16 protein-coding genes and 1 tRNA gene are annotated in these 14,614 nt (G+C 44.5%); 5 read left to right on the top strand and 12 right to left on the bottom strand.

The annotated features are described in order from the left end of the window. Positions 1-86 precede the first annotated feature (86 nt). From A7Q09_RS03180 to A7Q09_RS03190, 3 genes are all read right to left on the bottom strand, one after another. Positions 87-731 carry a DUF4435 domain-containing protein gene (locus A7Q09_RS03180; protein ID WP_166791911.1) on the bottom strand — a complete coding sequence of 215 codons (645 nt, stop codon included), beginning with the start codon at positions 729-731 and terminating at the stop codon, positions 87-89. Then, complete coding sequence (locus A7Q09_RS03185) at positions 700-1,824, bottom strand: ATP/GTP-binding protein (RefSeq protein ID WP_134389867.1); 1,125 nt, start codon at positions 1,822-1,824, stop codon at positions 700-702. The genes A7Q09_RS03180 and A7Q09_RS03185 overlap by 32 nt, the downstream gene beginning before the upstream one ends. 193 nt (positions 1,825-2,017) lie before the next feature. Beyond that, complete coding sequence (locus A7Q09_RS03190) at positions 2,018-2,263, bottom strand: hypothetical protein (protein ID WP_134389868.1); 246 nt, start codon at positions 2,261-2,263, stop codon at positions 2,018-2,020. Between the two features lie 874 nt (positions 2,264-3,137). On the opposite strand from A7Q09_RS03190, the gene A7Q09_RS03195 reads away from it, so the two are divergent. Then, the gene (locus A7Q09_RS03195; protein WP_208526668.1) at positions 3,138-3,614 is read left to right on the top strand and encodes a hypothetical protein; all 477 of its coding nucleotides are present in this window, start codon (positions 3,138-3,140) and stop codon (positions 3,612-3,614) included. A gap of 83 nt (positions 3,615-3,697) precedes the next feature. Beyond that, complete coding sequence (locus A7Q09_RS03200; protein ID WP_134389870.1) at positions 3,698-4,147, top strand: hypothetical protein; 450 nt, start codon at positions 3,698-3,700, stop codon at positions 4,145-4,147. Between the two features lie 1,670 nt (positions 4,148-5,817). Here A7Q09_RS03200 and A7Q09_RS03205 read toward each other — a convergent pair. Further along, positions 5,818-5,906, bottom strand: a tRNA-Ser gene (locus tag A7Q09_RS03205). A 136-nt stretch (positions 5,907-6,042) separates the two neighbouring features. On the opposite strand from A7Q09_RS03205, the gene A7Q09_RS03210 reads away from it, so the two are divergent. The 3 genes from A7Q09_RS03210 (at position 6,043) to A7Q09_RS03220 (ending at position 9,742) form a co-directional block, all read left to right on the top strand. Further along, on the top strand, positions 6,043-6,675 hold the full coding sequence (locus tag A7Q09_RS03210; RefSeq protein WP_134389871.1) for a 2OG-Fe(II) oxygenase: 633 nt from the start codon (positions 6,043-6,045) through the stop codon (positions 6,673-6,675). Positions 6,676-6,782: 107 nt separating this feature from the next. Beyond that, positions 6,783-8,753: a GNA1162 family protein gene (locus A7Q09_RS03215; protein ID WP_134389872.1), complete on the top strand. Its 1,971-nt coding sequence runs from the start codon at positions 6,783-6,785 to the stop codon at positions 8,751-8,753. Positions 8,754-8,794: 41 nt separating this feature from the next. After that, entirely contained in the window at positions 8,795-9,742 is a 948-nt protein-coding gene (locus A7Q09_RS03220) for an HlyD family secretion protein (RefSeq protein WP_244228483.1), read from the top strand. On the opposite strand, the gene secY is transcribed toward A7Q09_RS03220, so the two are convergent. From secY to rplE, 8 genes are all read right to left on the bottom strand, one after another. Further along, positions 9,732-11,222: a preprotein translocase subunit SecY gene (secY, locus tag A7Q09_RS03225; RefSeq protein WP_134389873.1), complete on the bottom strand. Its 1,491-nt coding sequence runs from the start codon at positions 11,220-11,222 to the stop codon at positions 9,732-9,734. The two genes, A7Q09_RS03220 and secY, sit on opposite strands and share 11 nt — an antisense overlap. A 117-nt stretch (positions 11,223-11,339) precedes the next feature. Beyond that, the gene (rplO, locus tag A7Q09_RS03230; RefSeq protein ID WP_134389874.1) at positions 11,340-11,783 is read right to left on the bottom strand and encodes a 50S ribosomal protein L15; all 444 of its coding nucleotides are present in this window, start codon (positions 11,781-11,783) and stop codon (positions 11,340-11,342) included. A 43-nt stretch (positions 11,784-11,826) separates the two neighbouring features. Then, positions 11,827-12,465, bottom strand: coding sequence for a 30S ribosomal protein S5 (rpsE, locus tag A7Q09_RS03235; protein WP_134389875.1), 639 nt, complete (start codon positions 12,463-12,465; stop codon positions 11,827-11,829). A gap of 4 nt (positions 12,466-12,469) precedes the next feature. Next, positions 12,470-12,823: a 50S ribosomal protein L18 gene (rplR, locus tag A7Q09_RS03240; RefSeq protein WP_134389876.1), complete on the bottom strand. Its 354-nt coding sequence runs from the start codon at positions 12,821-12,823 to the stop codon at positions 12,470-12,472. A gap of 15 nt (positions 12,824-12,838) precedes the next feature. Next, positions 12,839-13,378, bottom strand: a complete 540-nt coding sequence (gene rplF / locus A7Q09_RS03245) for a 50S ribosomal protein L6 (protein ID WP_134389877.1) — start codon at positions 13,376-13,378, stop codon at positions 12,839-12,841. A 13-nt stretch (positions 13,379-13,391) separates the two neighbouring features. Next, complete coding sequence (gene rpsH, locus A7Q09_RS03250) at positions 13,392-13,778, bottom strand: 30S ribosomal protein S8 (RefSeq protein ID WP_134389878.1); 387 nt, start codon at positions 13,776-13,778, stop codon at positions 13,392-13,394. A gap of 15 nt (positions 13,779-13,793) precedes the next feature. Further along, a complete protein-coding gene (locus tag A7Q09_RS03255; RefSeq protein ID WP_134389879.1) occupies positions 13,794-13,979 on the bottom strand; it encodes a type Z 30S ribosomal protein S14 in 186 nt (61 codons plus the stop codon). Positions 13,980-14,008: 29 nt separating this feature from the next. After that, the gene (rplE, locus tag A7Q09_RS03260; RefSeq protein ID WP_347877495.1) at positions 14,009-14,599 is read right to left on the bottom strand and encodes a 50S ribosomal protein L5; all 591 of its coding nucleotides are present in this window, start codon (positions 14,597-14,599) and stop codon (positions 14,009-14,011) included. Between the last annotated feature and the right edge of the window lie 15 nt (positions 14,600-14,614).

Below are 14,614 nucleotides of genomic sequence, written 5' to 3' on the forward strand. Positions count from 1 at the left end.
CAAAACAGTCAAGGCGACAACAAAGGGACCAATCGAGATCCTACCATCCCGAAAAGTCAAGAGTCACGACCTTGGGGGTAGACGTATTAACGTATTTCCAGCAGAAAGCTCCTAACCTTTTCAAACGCTTCCGAATCCAGCCGGATCTCGCTCGCCTCGGCAGCCTCCCCGAGCCGAAGCCCAGGCTTCTGCCGGGACGCCAAAAAAACCTGGAGCTTAACTTTTCCCAATTTTGAAGATAACTGAACGTTCTTTTTTCGCAGGCAATCGAGGTACTGGTCAACACATTCTAACGCTGCCTTCTCATGCTCGGCCACCGCACGGATGCAAAGATCCTCCAGTTCACCCTGCTCAGAGCAGTCGGGTAGTACGAACACGCCCGTCCGTGGCCGGCCTCCCTCTGTCCAGACACCGGGCTGCTGTGGAGCTTCCCAACCTACCCTTATCAAAGTGTCTCTCACGCTTTGAAATCTGGCTGAAGCGTTCTTGTCTGCGTCCACAATGATGCCCAAGGTCTCCAGATCGAATCGAACGCTAGATTCGCCCCTGATTAACTGAAGGGTACCACCCAAATTGTTGCGCCCATTAAGGGGAATGATCTGGATTCTCTGCAGTTCCAGTTGCCTCACCAACGCAGAAAAAAAACGCTTATCGTCCTCTCCTTCTACAAGAAGCAAGTTGGGTTGAGAGATTTGAGCTCTACACTTCTCCATCAGCTCCGACGTCGCCATTGCGAACCTCAAGATTCGTCTCTATTGCCGCCGCTAAAGCTTCGCGGCCCAAAACAGCAGCAACGATATCCCCGTCACGGCGACCCAGTTTGTGAACCGCAAAATCGTATTGCCCCTCTTCCGGCGAGGATTCTTTCGACGAAAACGCCTCATGCGCGGACGTCACACACTCCCAGCTGTGGGTAGTCGCAAAGACTTGGACGTCAAACAGAACAGCGGCTTTCTTTATGGTTCGCCACATCTTTTTTAAAGCGGAGTAATGTATGCCGTTTTCAATTTCGTCTATCAATACCACCCCTCCGGAGGCGTCCACAATTGCAAGGACTATGCTCGCCAAGCGTGCAGCACCGTCGCTTATCATCGTCAGCGGGAGCCAATGCGCCGCCCCGATGTCGGCAAAAATGGCAAGCGAATCGCCTAAGAGGCCTATCCGGACATCTTTAAGACGCGGCTCGATGATTTGTAGCGCTTTTAAGAGGTCAACTTCCCTTTTATCTAGGACAAGCCGTGAAAACCGCTGAACGTCTTCGGCTACAGGGACGCGGTTCCTGGCACCGATGAATATCCCTGGGAACGGCGGTGAGGGTAGTGGGGTCGGCTGAACGGAGACACCCGCTGGCGTAACCACAAAATAGGATACCTTATCCTCCTTGCCTGATTGCTTATATCGAAACTCAAGCGCGTGCACGTCGCTTGCCACTGCAAGGGAACCAGGTCGTGACTGCGTCTGCCATGATATCGGAAAAAGGGACAGCTCCGGCTTCTGCGGCTCTTGAACCTGCACAATGTGTGTCTGCTCCTTCTCATCGGTCGCGATCAGCTCAATCTTCTGGGAAAGATTGCAGTCGAAAAAAAGCCATCGCCAAGGTACTTCCGCCCGGGGACTAAACTCAACCTTGACCTCCACTCCGCGAAAGGCGTTGACCCGCACGCCTAGCTCCGCGTTATAGGCACCGGAGTGCAGAAAGATGGCCTCAAGAAGGGCCGTCTTACCTACTCCATTGCGTCCTATAAATAAGTTAATCCGCTCCAGGCCTGTGAGTTTGGTAGCCTTGAAGCACCGAAAGTTCCTTATTTCGAAGGTCCGGTACATGCAGCCTCCAGGTAAACAATTCCCCACTCAGGGCAAGTTAGTACGCTGGCTCCCCCTGTGTCAAGATTAAACAACCGATAGCCGAGCTTAGCGTCGTAGCGTCTTTCCCCGAAAGACTTCGAGATCACCCGGGAGATCTGTGCAGGAGAGCCGCGCGGTTTAGTTCGTGGCTCCCACGCCCACCCCCTCAAGGCTAGCAGAAAGTCACACGAGGATCACTCGTCTTTGTCGTCCTCGTCGTTGGGATCGTGGAAGGTTCAGACATGGTCATCGCCGATCCAGCCGGAATCCAAGCCCAACCCGTGGTCAATGAAGACGTGCTCGTCACCAATCCATAAACACGGCTTAAGGAAAAAGTGACCGTAAGCACCTGCCGATCGGCTTGTCCCCAAAACCCTTGCGCAACTCCGCATCTGCGTGACACACCGTGGATGGTCACGTCCCGCGTATTACAGAACTGGTTTTCGGTTCTTTAAACGTTGCCTTTCCGGGGCAATCGCTGCTACAAAGAAGCCCACAAGCTCAAGGTGACCTCTGTTCGAAGCCTTGCCTTGGCCGTCTATCTTGCCGGTGGCGTTTCTGTTCCCGCGACGGCGGCCGCTGTGGCCCCGACACACTTCAAGCAACTGCTCCCTAGCGAACTCCAGCAGGGCTTGACCCTTGCTGAGCGGAAACTCCTTCAATGTGTCGAACAAGGTAAGGAGGCAGACTTCTCATCGGCCGACGCCAGCGAAAACGATCCGCAGCAATGGTCCCGGTGGGGGCCTGAGCGTATGATCCGAGGACGGCTACTTTGTTGGCTCTGCACGGACCGGACTGTAGCTCGATATGTTTCTCCAAAAGGGATTTGCGTCCGGGGCGCAAAGATTGCCGGCTCCATTGAGTGTGAAGGAGCTGAGGTTCTGTATCCACTTGCGTTACGCCACTTTGCACTTCCTGAGGGAATCATCCTCACCAGGGCACGGGCAAAAACGATGGACTTTTCTGGATCCTATGTTCGAGGGCTCTGGGCAAACTGGACTGTGCTCGAGGGCGACCTTGTCCTTTCCGGAGCCACCTATCTCGGCGAGCTTCAGCTCCGTAGCGCGACGATCAGAGGAGACTTAAATTGCTCCGGTGCCCGGTTCGAAAACCCGAGTGGCTACATCCTTCTGGCTCCCGGAGCTAGCATTACAGGAAACGTGGACCTGCGGTGGCTTCGCGGATGGGGATGTGAGTCGCTAATGGGAGCCAATATCCAGGGAAATCTACTTTGCATGTGAGCTGAGATATCAAACCCAAACGATGCTGCATTTGTTGGGAACGGAATGATCGTGCAAGGGGATGTCGATTTTGCTGACGCGTTTCGAACCCAGGGCATGGTATCGTTGTTCGGAGCCCGAATCGATGGCGCATTGATATGTATAGGAGCCCAACTGGAGAACCCCGGAGGACTAGCTCTCAACGCCGATGGAGCCACAATCAAGCGGGGCGCTTTCTTTACTAGAGGCTTTCGTGCCGAGGGAGTTGTTGCGCTTGATGGTGCCAACATCGGATCTGTACTACTCTTCGAAGATGCCCACGTAGAAAACCCTACCTCGATTGCATTGCAAGCAAGCAAGATGGCCGTGCAAGGCAATGTCTCCTTTTCGAATGGGACGTTTAAGGGGTCTATATGGCTCTTAGGGGCCAAGATTGGCGGGAGTCTACGCTTATCGACGACGATGTTGCGAGCTGGCCGAAGCCAGGCCAGCTCTGGCTCGATGGACTCGAGTATCACGGCTTTGGCGGCGATCTTGTCCCCAACGTGAAAGTAAGGCTCCAGTGGGTCCGCCGGCAGCTACCCAGGTTCCGCACCCAACCTTACGACCAGCTTGCGAAGGTCTTTCGTCAGATGGCACGTGAAAAAGATGCCATTGAGGTAATGCTTGCCAAAGGGGATGATTTTACACAGTACGGCTGGTTAAGCTTTTTTGGGAAGGTGCGGCAGGTGATATCCCGATGGACTATCGGGTACGGCTACCGTCCATGGCAGTCGCTTTGGTGGATTTTGGGCTCGGTCAGCACAAGCACTTTTCTATTCCAACGGGCCCGGAGGAGGGGCTTAATCGTACCGGCAGATCCGAGCAAAAACCCCCCACATGCCGTGTTTCAACCTCTTGCGTATGCCTTGGAGACGTTCATACCCCTCCTTGATTTTGAACAAAAGAAATTTTGGGTTCCTGATGCGACTAAGCCCATGGAGAGGTATCTTCGAAGGTATCTCTGGGTCTATAAGTCCCTAGGGTGGATTCTTTTTACCCTCTTTGCTGCCGGCGTGAGCGGACTGGTTCAGAAGCTGTAATGGTGGGCGGGTCAGGAGACTGCTCGGCGGATTCTGGGATGCGAGAGTCCCGCCACAGGGCCGATTTATACGAATGTACAACCCAAGCGGGAGGTCTAGCCACCTCTTAATGTGCGGGGTCAGGAGCCGTTCACTTTCCAGTGTACCCTGGAAGGGTCTTGTCAAGTCTGTTGAAGTCCCGCGATGTCCGTGAAGCCAGTGTCGGAGTGGTCAGTTTTTGTTGGTCGGCGCAGGCCGGTGGTTGTGTCGCGTCGTGCGAGGGTGAGGTTAGCCCTATCAGAGCGATGCAGGTGGGGTGGATTGAATTCCTTCTCAGGTTGGATGCGGCCAGTTGCCCTATTAGCCGGGGTGCACTGCCGACGGCGCAAGCTAAGCCCCTACGCCCAGCACTTTTGAGCATCTGACACAAAGCCAAAGGAGCGGTCATTAGTTCCATCTGTTTTTTTCACCATTGCAAACGGGGACAATTTTTGCTCAGACTGGCTGACTTCGCTGGTTAAGTGGGCTTCTGGGGGTGAGCAGAGGCAGTTTTTTTCGATCCCTACATTCACTTTTGCAGTCGGAGCACCAACACCTCCCCGCTTGTAGCATAGTTGGGATAAGCATGGATGGACGATTAGGTTGTGGAACTATACCCCCCAACTGTACGTGCTGGCCAAGCCATGCCAAGTATAGCCCACAACTTTTGTTCGTTCAGAGACGAGCCACACAGCGTTACCCCCGACTTTCCACACTTCATGCATCCATTGACCGGTAAGTCTTGAATGGGCCAAAGGACGCGGGCCTAGCTTGCCTACATGAAGAACTCCCAGGACTCGATAAGGGCGGTCCGGTTCCGAGTAATACACTGGTATCCCCCCCACTAACTCAACAAAGGCCCTTGCCGGCTGCCTGGGTGTACAGCCATTGAACTGGAATAGGGGGTAAAGTAGTAGAAACGCATCCAGCCAAAGAAAGGCATGCCATAAGAAGCCGGAGACCCCGAAGGAAGCGGCTCGCTGTTGATCGGGAGCATCTTAGTTCTTGATTATCAAGGCGGTTTTTCAATGTCTCGCTACGTTGGGGTTCTGGGGGCTATCTTGCCCTATCTTGACATATCACTATCTCAAGAGGGGTCTTGTGGCAAGAAAATTTCCCTCAAAAAAAACAACAAGGCCGTGTCGCCATTTTGGTTTTCCGGGATATGAACGTGCTGCCGGTTTTCAATGGTCCAGTGGCACCAGCCGGGGTGGAAAAACTTTTTGGAAAAAGACAAGACGGGATGCGCTTATTAAGAGGCGGGAGAGAGATAGGGAGCATCCCACCCGCGCGCGTCTGCCTAAGGCGGATCGTCCTACAAACCAAGTTTGTCACAGCAAACGCCGGCCACCCCTAGATCGGACGCAAACCAAAGACAAGACCCGCACCGAAATTCGAGCACCCCACTCTCCTGGCACGGGTGAGGAGAGCTCTGCCTGGACATCCTCCAATCGGCAGCTTTGGGGCACCTTGCCCCGCTTCGGCTAGCCAGCCCTCCCCATTCCCAGTGTCGTTGGTTTGTCGTCAACTTTGTTGTGCATTTATGCACACGTGTGTTAACGTCTACGCAATGCCTTCCAGAGGAAAAATCCCGTGATTCAATATAGAATGAGGATACTTGGCTAAGATTTGGTCTCCTACCAGAGGAAAATCGGAGCCGGAGGGATTCGAACCCTCGAAGGGATTTTGGTCCCTTAACGGTTTAGCAAACCGCTGCCTTCAGCCACTCGGCCACAGCTCCAATTTTATCCATAAACTATATTTTAAGCTTTTAGACTACAAACAAATATCTTAAACTTTAAAAAAATTTCGAAAAAGAATGAAGCATTAATTAGGTAAAAAATTTAACTTTAAAAGAAACAAGGAAAATGCAGCCTATGAAATACCTTCTATTAGAAAAGCTATCGTCGGCACCAGTGATTATGGATCCTTTTGAATATATTATCGTCAAAGGGTTCGTTAATACCGAGATCAAAGCAGCTTTGCTTTCAGATTTTCCGAAAATCCAAAAACCTGGTGTTTTCCCTCTCTCTGAGTTAAATTATGGTCCCGCCTTTGCTTCGTTTATAGAAGAACTGGAAAGCCCGCAACTCACTGAAATCATTCAAGAAAAATTTAGAATAGACCTTCAAAATAGACCCATTTTAACAACAGTACGAGGTTGGTGTTCAAAAGACAGAGATGGCAATATCCATACGGATTCTGAATGGAAACTCGTGACGCTACTTATTTATTTGAATGAGGAATGGGAACCTCAAGGAGGGAGATTACGCCTTTTAAGAAGTAAAAATATCAATGATTTTGCAGCTGAAGTGCCTCCAGATTGGGGATCTCTGATTATCTTCAAAAGATCCGATAATTCGTATCATGGCCATTTGCCATTTGAAGGAGAAAGAAGAGTGGTTATGCTCAATTGGGTAACCGATCAAGAGAAATTGAAAAAGGAATTAGAAAGACACAATTTTTCCAGTTTGTTTAAAAAACTAGTGCCTTTTACAATTAAACGTTAAAGTCTTTTTTCTTTAAGTAGTATTTTGAATTGCGCTAGCAAGAGCCATTTGTTCTTTGTTCTTGCTTTTCAATAAGTTAATGTCAAAATTATTCGACTTTTCCAACTATGCGCAATTCCATTTGCATCCTTGCTGTTTTTTTTCTTCTTTTTGGATGCTCTGGTATTCGAACTCCTCCTGAAGAACAAAAACTTTTTTTAAAAGAACCATCCATTTCCAATCATGGGAGAAAAACTCTTTACGATCATGTTGTCGATATAGATCCTGGACGTATAAAAAGCAGAACAAGTAGCTTATTTTACGAACTTCCTCCCAAATCGATTGCTGTTCTACCTTTTGTCAACAAAGATAGTGGGAATTTTTATTTAGACAAAGTTGCCCTGACTAATCGAAATCCTCAATGGAAAGAACAATATCGGTGGACAAGAGCGCAAAGAGTTAGAAAACTAATCTACGGCAATCTGGCTCAAAGAGAATATTATCCCATTAAGTTAGAAAAGGTCGATACGGTATTAAAAGAACATGGAATCAAAAATAGCACAGATCTTTCGAAGATATCTCCTGAAGTTTTAGGCGCATGGCTTAATGCAGATGCAGTGATATACGGAATAGTCAAAAATTATGAAAGTTATTATGCGGGAATTATTTGTGGTTACAGTATTGCTACAGATGTACAAATGATCTCAACAAAAACGGGTGATCAGCTCTTTTATTCTTCAGCCTCTAGAAACCAAGTGGGATTTGATTTTGGATTGAACCCAACTGATTTAGCTATAAATATGATTGCCAATGGGACCTATTTAAGAGATGTGGTCTTGAGAAGAGCAGAAGAAGATATTTCAAGAGAAATTGTTTTAAGAATTCCAACTAGAAGGCCATTGCCCTATTTTCCTCAAACGGAAAAAACAAAGCTTTCTGAAAATCAACCTAAAGCAAAAATAAAGAAAAAAGAATCTCTCAACCATTCTCTAAATTTCCAAAGTCAATTGTTGGCCAATAAAAAAAATGAGCAGCAACCCATTATGAGACATTCTGTTGGAAATATTCCACAGAATGATGTTATAGCCTTTAATCATCCTACCTTTTCTGCTCATTTATTCAGAAAAGAAAAAGAAACTAAAAATGAAATAAAAGAAAAAGAACAAATTAGAAAAGCAGATTTCGCCCTAGCACCAATAGAAGAAGCAAGGGGGGACCATAACAAGAAGGAACTAGCCTTGCCACCAAACCTTCTCAATTCTGTCTCTCAACAAAGTTTTTTCCTGCCCGAAATTGCTGAAAAACAACATGGAAAAAAAACCATGTTTGATCGGTTAATTGAAATGGACATTCAAAAACCTGAGGTAATTGTTCATCCCAGTTATTCCAGTAAAAAGTGCGGTACAATTGCTATCCTTCCTTTTTCAGATCAAGCAACCGGAGGCAACTTACTGATAAATCACATACCACTTTTCCCAAAAACAAAGGAACAAAAGCAAAATTGGAGATGGACAGTAGGAAATAGAATACGCAAAGCAATTGCGTGCTATCTTGCACAAAGGGATTTTGACATCCTTAACATTGGCCAAACAGACACGATTTTAAAATCTCATGGTCTATCCACTATGAAGGATCTACTTAGGGTTCCTCCAAAAACACTAGGCAGATGGCTATCAGTAGACAGTCTAATTTATGGGGAAGTCACGACCTATGAAGGATTCTATTCTATCGTATGGGCAGCATGGCGGGTTGGGGCAAAGCTTAATCTTGTCTCTACCCATTCGGGGATCACACTTTTAACTACACAAGCAACAAGAACCTCTAATCGTTTCATTCCAGCCATTACTCCTATTGATCTAGCTATAGCAGGAGTAACTACCATGACCACTATGATGCGCGATTACAAATTACGACAGGCTGAAGAAGAATTATCACGGGAATTGGTTTTGAGTTTTCCAAAGGAAGATAATCTTTCTGAAGCAAAAGAGCCAGGAAAGATCCCTAGAAGAACAGCCCATAAAATTTCATTTCTAGAAAATTCCTCAAGCAAAAGAAAAGATCCATTTTTGGCTTTAAATGATAACAAAAACGAATTTTAGTTAATGAGTCGTTTGATAGTACAGTAAGCAATTACTTACTTATGAAATTAACAAAAAAATATCCATTGTTCATTCTCATGGCTTTCATTCTTTTAGAAGGGATAGTATTCATTTTTTGGAAATATTTCTTGGAGAGGGGGTGTTATCAAAAAACGAAGGATGCGTATATAGCAGCCCATGTTCTTCGCATTGCCACTAAGGTTTCTGGTTACATTGAAACACTCCTTGTTCAGGATAATTGGGAGGTAAAAAAAGGCGAACTTTTAGTAAAAATTGATAGTAGAGATTATATGTCCAGAGTAGCTGTGGCCGATGCCATAAGAAAACTTGCTCAAACTGAATGGTTAAGAATCCGCCAACTAAGCGTGATCAATGCGTTAAGTGCTTTCAATTACGATCTAGCCTTAGCCACTAACGTAATTACTCGTTCTATTTTGCGACTAGAGAGCCTCTCACTGGGTTATACCAATATCTATAGCCCAATAGAAGGAAAAATCACAGCCCGAAGTATTGAAGAAGGAGAATATGTAAGGGAGGGCCAGTATCTTTTGTCCATTATTTCTGGAAACTACTACTGGATCATTGGTAATTTTAAGGAGAACCAATTAGAGAACATTCGTCCTGGGCAACTGGCCAAAGTCAGAATCGACGCCTATCCTAAGAAATGGTTCAGAGCTCATGTTGATAGTGTACAAAGAGGGACCAAAGGAGCTTTTAGCCCTTATCCTTTGGAAGATCTTTCCCTTAATTATGTGAAAACTACGCAACGAATCCCAGTCAAAATCCTTTTCGATGACAATCAAAAATTCGATACTTCTAATATTGGCCCTTGGATGACCGCAACAGTAGAGGTAAAAACAAAAGACTGCAAAGCCGTTTATATATTAAGTGTAGTATATTCTTTTATAACTCTTATTGCTTTTGTTATCCTTGGTAAGATTATGAGAAAGAATATTTTCAAAAACTCACTCCCAACCACTACTTTTTAAACAGAGACACAGTGATGCCAGCAATTACAAGAATACCAATAAAAGTATAAATCCACACCAACGTTCCTTCTTTTGTAACATTTGCCACCACTGGGCTTCCAGCCACTTTCCCAACCTTTTTCTTTCTAAGAAAACCATCGTAATTTCTTTGAAGTAAATAGGTTTCTGCTTGTCGCATTGTATCCAATATTACTCCCACAACAATGAGCAAACTTGTCCCGCCAAAAAATTGTGCTGTGATAGCAGGAATGCCCAGAAGAGTTTGAACTACCATAGGTAAGACAGCTAAAATAGATAAAAAAATAGCTCCCGCTAAGGTCAATCTTGTCATCGAGTAATCAAGGAACTCAGCGGTTGGCGCTCCCGGTCTAATTCCAGGAATAAAGCCACCATGTTTTTTTAAATCATCAGCAATCTGAACAGGATTGAATTGGGTCGCCACCCAAAAATAAGAAAAGAAGAAAATCAACACCACTGAAAGGGCATAATAGAGGCCTCCAGCAGATAAAGAATTAGCAATCCTGGCGGCAACGGCAGAATTGGGGACTACAAATCCTATTATAGTCGAGGGGAATAACAGAATGGCTTGAGCAAAAATGATAGGCATCACCCCTGCATAATTCACTTTCAGAGGCAAAAAAGAAGTCTGTCCGCCATAGACCCTATTCCCTCGTACCTGCTTAGCATAATGAATAGTGATTTTTCGCATAGCCTGAGTCATTGCCACCGTTGCCGCAATGACACCAAACAAAAAGAGGAGAAGTAGGGCAATTAAAAAGGGACTTGATGCGGTGATGCTTGAGGGGGATATCAGTTTTGACCATCCTTGAACCAGTCCTGCAGGCAATCTGGCCAGAATCCCTATGGTGATAATCAAAGAAACCCCATTACCAATTCCTTTGTCGGATATTTGTTCCCCTAGCCACATGAGCAATAACGTCCCTGTGGTCAAACTGATCATAGTTATAAGTCTAAAGCTCCAACCCGGTTCAGGAACCAGTGGACTCCCCAGTTTTTCTATTATCCCGTGTATCCCATGAAGCAAAGGTATACTTTCAGGATTTTCAAAACCTATGGCAAGTAAATATCCTTGGAAAAGACATAGTAGAACGGTTAAAAGCCTGGAATATTGGGTTAATTTCTGCCTACCCCCTTCTTCTCTTGCAAGCTTGCCAAGAGTCGGAACAACGGTAGTCAACAGTTGCATCATAATGCTTGCACTTATATAAGGCATGACACTTAAAGAAAAAATGGCACAATTTTCAAGTGCTCCACCACTGAAAAGATTCAGCATCCCCACCACCGAACCCTGAGCTTGTTGGTCAACAACGGTCCGGAAAAATTCTCCTAGGACATTAGGATTGACCCCTGGACAAGGTATAGCTGAACCAAGCCTTATAATTATGATAACTCCCAAAGTAAATAGGATTCTAGATCTTAGTTCAGGAATTTTAAAAATATTGACAAAGGCATTAAGCATGGACTTATCATCAATATAATTTTAAAGAATTTTACAATTCCACAGTTTTTTATTCATTCTACCCAGAGAACATTCTAGACAATTACTCCAGATTATAGATAAAAATGGAATAAAAACCTATTGAATCAATACAATCTTGCCGCCTACTTTTTCGATTTTTTCTTTTGCAGAAGTACTCACGGCATGGACTTTAAAAACATAGGCTCTACTGATTTCTCCTTTTCCTAATATCTTTATCCCCTCGACTCTTCCTTTGACTAATCCCAATTTCCTTAACAAGTTTTCGTCTATTATCTCCTCAGTAATTCCCTCGATGGAGCTAAGATTAACAGGTGCATACTGAATATGAAAGCGCTTATTATTAAATCCTCTTTTGGGGATTCTTCGGATAAGTGGCATTTGACCGCCTTCAAAACCTATTCGTATCGATCCCCCAGAGCGTGCTTTCTGTCCTTTATGCCCTCTGCCACTAGTTTTGCCATGACCTGAACTTTCTCCACAGCCAACCCTTTTTTTTCTCTTCTTGGCTCCTATTGCAGGTTTGATATCATTAAGCATCATAACTGGTTCCTTATAAAATCATTCTCATTGTCAGCTTACATTGTTATTTTTTAGAGGAAAGATTTATTTCTTTTCCTCTTCTCTGAAAAACTTCGTCTCGAGATTTCAATTGAGCTAATGCTTTAAAAGTAGCTTTAGCCACATTGTAGGGATTCTTTGAACCTAACGATTTCGTTAAAACATCCTTGATACCTGCTGCTTCCAATATAGAACGAACCGTAACCCCGGCAATAATCCCAGTGCCTGGAGAAGCAGGCTTTAACAACACTTTTCCTCCACTAAATTCTCCTATCACCTCATGTGGAATGGTATCACCGTTTCTCATTATCTGTTCCATATTTTTTCGAGCATTTTCTGTAGCCTTCTTGACAGCGTCAGTTACTTCATTTGCCTTTCCAAAACCTAATCCAATCTGTCCAGCCCTATCGCCTACAACTACTAAGGCCCCAAAACTATACCGTCTACCACCCTTTACTACCTTTGCACACCGGTTCACATAGATGACCCTATCCATCAACTCTTCATGGAAAGACTCATCCTGTCTAAGATCTTTCTTTTCAAAATGACGCCGAATCCTTTTTTTAGAGCCTTTAGGCTCTATAGCCCCTTCCTCTTCTTTTGAAATATAGGAAGACTTTTCCTCTAAAATTGCAGGTGAGATAGAATTTTCTTTTGAATTCATTCTTTTAAAACTCCAATCCTTTTGCTCTTGCAGAATCTGCTAAGGCTTTGACTTTCCCATGATATAAGAATCCCCCTCGATCAAAAACTACTTTACTTATTTTCTTTTCTTGCGCCCGTATAGCAATGGCTTCTCCCAATTTTGCTGCCCCATTGATATTTGGTTTTAGTTCGGAAAATGCTTTTTCTCTAGTCGATGCACTAACAAGAGTTTTTCCTTCTTCATCATTTATTATTTGGAGATAGATATGTTTGTTAGAAATATGAACACTTAACCGCGGTCTTTGCGATGTGCCAAAAACTTTTTTCCTTATTCTCAGATGACGAATCTTTCTTGCTTCCAATCTATTTTTTCTCATAGCCAATTTCCCTTCCTATTTTTGAGCTGTCTTCCCCGCTTTTCTTCGGATTTGTTCATCCGCATATCTTATCCCTTTTCCCTTATAGGGCTCCGGAGGATAAAACCCTCGAATATCCGCTGCCACCGCCCCTACTAAACATTTATCAATCCCTTCTACCGTCAACTTTGTATTGTCTTGGACTTTTACCGTTACTCCTTCGGGGATTTCATAAACAACAGGATGAGAAAAGCCTAATTGCATCACTAACTTTCTTCCTTCAACCGAAGCTTTAAAGCCAATGCCGTGTATTTCCAATTTTTTTTGAAAACCCTCCTGAACCCCTACAAGGGCATTATACAGTAGGGATCTATGCAATCCATGCATCGCCTTGGCCTGGCGACTTTCGGATACATTTTCCACCACTAAAGTATTATCACGCTTATGAACTTTCAAAAAGTCGGGCAATGAATGAGAAAGCTTTCCCTTTTTCCCCACAAAAGTTACAACATTCTTATCGATAGTCAGTTGTAACCCATCCGGCAATTTAATAGGCATCTTTCCAATTCTTGACATGTTTCAACCCCTCTTAATAAATCGATAACAAAAGTTCTCCCCCCACTCGCATTTTCTTTGCTTTATGCCCTGCCATTATTCCTTTCGATGTAGAAAGGATGCAAATTCCTAAACCTCTTAATACATTGGGAATTTCTTTAAATCCAACATATTGCCGTAATCCAGGCTTACTTATCCTTTTTATTTTGGTTATAAGAGCCGGATCTTTGATAGTTAGCTTCAATACAAATATATTTTTACCAATGGCTATTTTTTCAGATTTTTCTAAATACCCCTCATCCAGCATCACTTTAGCGATTTGCTCTTTAATCCGAGAATAAGGAACAGTTAATTCTTTTTTCTTCGCATATGCAGCATTTTGCAATGCAGAACAGAAATCAGCAATAGGATCCGTTGTCATATTTCCTTTCCCTGTTTACCAACTAGCTTTAATTACCCCCGGAATTTCTCCCCATGAAGCTAATTCTCTAAATTGAATCCTACTAAGCCCAAATTTCCTCATATAAGCCCTCCGCCTCCCGGAGATTTGGCATCGGTTATACTTTCTTGTACTAAATTTCGGTTTTCTCTTTTGCTTTGCTATCCACGCTTTGGTAGCCATATTATACCTCCCCTTACTCTTAGCTCTCTTTAAGCAGATACAGCAGATAAAACGAGCGGTTTATTCTTTTCTCCAATGAACGGAAAACCCATCGCCGAAAGAAGATCGATTGCCTCTTTCTTTGTCTTCGCAGTGGTGACAATCGTCAGGTCAAATCCTAGATTCCTCTTAATGTTTTCAATATCTACTTCAGGAAAAATTGTATGATCTTTAATACCTATTGTATAATTACCTTGGGAATCAAAAGAACGAGTAGGAAGACCCCTAAAATCCCTGACCCTGGGTAAAGCCGCCCAGACAAATCTTTCCAAAAACTCATACATTCTCGCTCCCCTTAATGTGACCATACAGCCAATCTCTTGACCTTTTCTTAACTTAAAATTGGAAATACTTTTTTTCGCTCTCGTCTTTACTGGCTTCTGCCCTGTTATTAATGCAAGCTCCTTGACTGCTTCCTCTAAGGCTACTTTTATATCCCCAGAGGAACCCACACAGCAATTAATGGTGATTTTTACTATTTTGGGCACCTCATGGATGTTCCTATAGTTATTTAAAGCCATCAGATGAGGAACCACTATTTCCTTGTAGGCTTTCCAAAAGGTGGGCATATCACTTTTCATTTTCTTTGGGTACTT

The sequence above is a fragment of the Methylacidiphilum sp. Yel genome (assembly GCF_004421185.1).
GTDB lineage: Bacteria > Verrucomicrobiota > Verrucomicrobiia > Methylacidiphilales > Methylacidiphilaceae > Methylacidiphilum.